The sequence below is a fragment of the Pseudomonas sp. Colony2 genome (assembly GCF_019382755.1).
Lineage (GTDB): Bacteria > Pseudomonadota > Gammaproteobacteria > Pseudomonadales > Pseudomonadaceae > Aquipseudomonas.
This window is the reverse complement of record NZ_CP080030.1, coordinates 878,912-879,850: the sequence shown is the minus strand read 5'-3', so window position 1 is coordinate 879,850 and position 939 is coordinate 878,912. Positions and strand designations below refer to the sequence as shown.

Here is a 939-nt window from a genome sequence, read left to right as displayed (position 1 = left end):
GGGTCGGCAGGATTGATACGCTGCGCCTGTCGCTGTGCGGAGCGGTACCGGGAGAGCTGTTCACGATAGTGTTGCCACTGTTCACGCTCCCATTGGCGTGCTGGCAGCAATGCAGATCGGTCTGCCGCGGTCTTGCGATCACCGGACGCGGCCACCGTGATCAGGTACAGCGACAGGGGATAACTTCTCCCGTCGAGTTGTAAGCCCGCATGGCATTGGGTGGCCAGGGCCGAGGCGGCCAACACAGATTGCGCGGCCAGTGCTTGGGGCACGCCGATGACCTCGGCCATGCGCTCAACCGCGGGCCCAAGAATTCCACCCAACGCCTTAACTGGATAAGGCTCGGCCACCGTGCTCGACTCGATTAGCGGTCGAGGGGATCGTGGTAGTTCAAGCTTCGGATCTAACTGCTGCATGGGTCCTCTCCTCGGTAGTTACTGACTGCCCTCACATACTCCCGCCACGCTTGTTGAGTGTTATCAGGGATCAAGGCCCCTGCGACCTGTGAGGTGTTCACTGACGCGGAACGACGGCTCCTTACGACCGGAAGCGAGGGCATGAACCCATGAATCTGGCCTCCTTAGACGCATCCGAAAATGCGGGCGGGTAGAGGCTGTGCCGACTGACGAGTTCGACACCTGGAGATCCTGAGTGGGAGAAGGCAACAACATCGACACCTGGGGCATACCTGACTGTCAGTCAGGTGCAGCCTTTCCATAGGCTGCGGCACCCGTGCCTGTGTCGTTGCGGATGGCGACGAATCGGATTTGTCAGGCCGATTGTCACGAGGAGAGTTGCGGCAATGCCCTGTACGACGGGGCTTGCAGCAGTGGTACGAGCACCCGTCTCTTTCCAGGAGAAAGAGACGGGCACAGATTGGCGCAGCTAAGTGTGCCGAGAGATGAAGTTGCTGCAGTGCAGCGAGGAAGGTCTATCGTC

The 939-nt window shown here is 60.1% G+C and carries 1 protein-coding gene; it reads right to left on the bottom strand.

Features of this window, described 5'->3' with window-relative positions; all coding sequences use genetic code 11:
• Positions 1–416, bottom strand: a 416-nt coding sequence (locus tag JV201_RS29520) for a YfjI family protein (RefSeq protein WP_257903284.1), incomplete at its 3' end; no start/stop codon positions are given.
• Positions 417–939: the final 523 nt, after the last annotated feature.